Origin of the sequence: Nocardiopsis sp. TNDT3, from assembly GCF_003427465.1 — a bacterium.
GTDB lineage: Bacteria > Actinomycetota > Actinomycetes > Streptosporangiales > Streptosporangiaceae > Nocardiopsis > Nocardiopsis dassonvillei.
In genome coordinates this window covers 1-2,830 of record NZ_QPFC01000681.1, presented here as the reverse complement: position 1 = coordinate 2,830, position 2,830 = coordinate 1, and the positions used below count along the sequence as shown (strand labels likewise).

Here is a 2,830-nt window from a genome sequence, read left to right as displayed (position 1 = left end):
CTCCCCCGGCTCTGCCCCGCCGAGGCCCCGAAGCCGCCCGAACGAGAGTGAAGGACAGCACGACGGTGTCCAGCGAGCTGCCGCAGCGGACGTCCCCCGGGGACGCCGAGCCGCCCGACGGGAACAGAACCCGTCGGCGGCCCGCCATGGTGATGCCGGAGGACGTGCTCGACACCTACGAGCGCGAGGAGCCGGGCACCGAGCCCGAGACCGGACTGCACACGCTCCGGGACCCGAGCGACATCGGCGACGTGGGCACCGCCGACCGCCTGGAGGACGGCGACGAGATCGGCGGTACCTCCCACACGGCGCCGGGCAACCTCGCCCGGTCGAGCGCGATCATGGCGCTGGGCACCATCGTCTCCCGTGTCACGGGCTTCGTGCGCACCATCATCCTGGCGGCGGCGATCGGCACCCAGCTGCTGGGCGACGCCTACCAGACGGCGGGCATGGTCCCGTACATGGTCTACGACCTGCTCATCGGCGGGTTGCTGGCCAGCGTGTTCGTGCCGTTCCTGGTCAAGCGGCGCAAGCTGGACGCCGACGGGGGCGACGGCGTCGAGCAGCGCCTGGTCACCCTGATGCTGCTGGTGCTGTTCGCCCTCACGCTGGTGTCGGTGCTGGTCGCGGAGTGGTTCATCCGCATCTACGCGGGCGGGTTCTCCGGGGCCCAGTACGAGGTCTCCGTCGTCCTGGCCCGGTACCTGGTCACGCAGATCTTCTTCATCGGCGCCAGCGGGCTGGCCAGCGCGATGCTCAACGCGCGCAACAGGTTCGGCGCGCCCATGTGGGCGCCGGTGCTGAACAACGTGGTCATCATCGGCGTCTGCGTGTGGTTCCTGAACCTGGCCGGTCCCGGGCGCACCCCCGAGACCGTCACCGACGGCCAGCTGATGCTGCTGGGGCTGGGCACCGCCCTGGGGCAGGTGGTCCAGGCCGCCGTCCTGGTGTGGGCGCTGGCCGCGGCGGGCTTCCGATGGCGCCCGCGCCTGGACCTGCGGGGCTCGGGCCTGGGCGAGGCGGCCGGAGCCGCCTCGTGGATGATGCTCTACATCGTCGTCGCGCAGGTGGGGGCGCTGGTCTCCACCAACGTGGCCACCCGCGCGGGCGCCCTGGCCGCCGACGCGGGCTTCGAGTCCGGCGCGGGCATCGCGGCGTACAAGTTCGCGTCGATGCTCTTCCAGCTCCCGTACGCGGTCATCGCCGTCTCGGTGATCACCGCGCTGCTGCCCAGGATGAGCGAGCACGTGGCCGCGGGCCGCAAGGACCAGGTGCGCAGCGACTTCTCACGCGGTTTCCGCCTGTCCTCGGTGCTGATCGCGCCGCTCTCGGTCGCGATGATCGTCTTCGCGATCCCGTTCTGCGTGCTGATCTACGCGCAGGGCAGCACGAGTGCCGAGGACGCGGCCGCCATCGGGCGCATCCTCATGGTCTTCTGCGTGATGCTGATCCCGTTCACGCTCTTCCAGCTCCAGATGCGCGTGTTCTACGCTCTGGGCGACACCCGGACCCCGGCCCTGGTGTCGATCCCCTCCGAGATCGCCCACGCGACCACGGCGATCGGCCTGCTGTTCCTCGTGGAACCGCAGCACGTCGTGGTGTGGCTTCCCGTACCGTACGGCCTGTACTACGTCGTCGGTTCCGTCATCATGTGGTACATGCTGCACCGGCGGCTCAACGGCCTGGACGGGCGCCGGACCGCGGCCACGCTGCTCCGGCTGCACCTGGCCGCCGCCCCGTCCGCGGCCTTCGGGGTGACGATGATCTACCTCTTCCGGGACCTGCCGGGCGAGGTCTGGCCGGGTCTGGCGGCGATGGCGGCGGGAGGCGCCGTCGGAGCCGTGCTGTTCGTGGTGACCGCAAAGCTCCTCAAAGTGACAGAAGTCACATCCTTCCTCGATTTGCTCAAAACCCGGTTGCGACGCCGCTGATCACCAGGAATAGCTGAGATTGAGCGGACCCGCTCCGTTACGCACCGGAAGGTGGCCGAGTATCCGTTGTCCTCCGAAGATGCTGTTCACGCGTCCTAGCATGGACAGGCATCGCTTTACCGCTACCGCATTGTTCAACCGAACTGCCCGAAGGGAGGCTGGGGACAGCAGGCAGGGCCGACGGACCCCTCGCGCGCACCCCGTACCGCTCCGGTCCGCAGACGGCCAGGGAGCGCGGACGCACGCGAAACCACGGCACTGGCACCCGTCACTCCCATCATGAGCACCTTCCTCATCGAACCCGGTGCGAAGCTGGCCAACCGCTACCGCCTAGACCAAGTGGTGAGCGAGACCGGCGGCGCCACACGCTGGAAGGCCACCGACGAGACGCTCGCGCGTCCCGTGGCGGTGTGGACCTTCGCCGAGGGCTTCCCGCGCACCTCCGAGGTCGTGCGCGCCGCCCGGGCCACGAGCCGCATTCCCGACGCCCGCGTCACGCAGGTCTTCGACGCCGACGACTCCTCCCCCGTCCCCTACGTGGTCGAGGAGTGGGTCATCGGCTCCTCCCTGGCCGACCTCCTCGCGCAGGGCCCCATGGAGCCCGAGCGCGCCGCCGGGCTGGTCGCCGAGGCCGCCGAGGCGATCGCCGCCGCGCACGCCGGAGGCCTTCACCACCTGTGCCTGACCCCGAGCAAGCTCATGTGGAGCAGCGGCGGCGCGGTCAAGGTGACCGGCATCGGTGTGGACGCCGCCCTGCTGGGCGCCGGCAACCCCGACCCCGCGGCCACCGACGCCCAGGGGCTGGGCAACCTGCTCTACGCGGCGCTCACCGGGCACTGGCCCGGCGGCCCGCAGAGCGGCCTGCCCGCCGCACCCGAGGGCCCCGCGGGCCCCTACCC

General features: G+C 70.9%; 2 protein-coding genes. Both read left to right on the top strand.

The features are described 5' to 3' along the window. Positions 1-146: 146 nt before the first annotated feature. Positions 147-1,931 carry a murein biosynthesis integral membrane protein MurJ gene (murJ, locus tag DQW06_RS17065; RefSeq protein ID WP_117198903.1) on the top strand — a complete coding sequence of 595 codons (1,785 nt, stop codon included), beginning with the start codon at positions 147-149 and terminating at the stop codon, positions 1,929-1,931. A 279-nt stretch (positions 1,932-2,210) separates the two neighbouring features. Further along, on the top strand, positions 2,211-2,830 hold a 620-nt coding region (locus DQW06_RS17060; protein ID WP_198662470.1), incomplete at its 3' end, for a protein kinase family protein.

What these genes read in the sequence shown, in the direction of transcription:
- murJ (WP_117198903.1), top strand. Translation starts at nt 147, where the DNA reads ATGGTGATGCCGGAGGACGTGCTCGACACCTACGAGCGCGAGGAGCCG.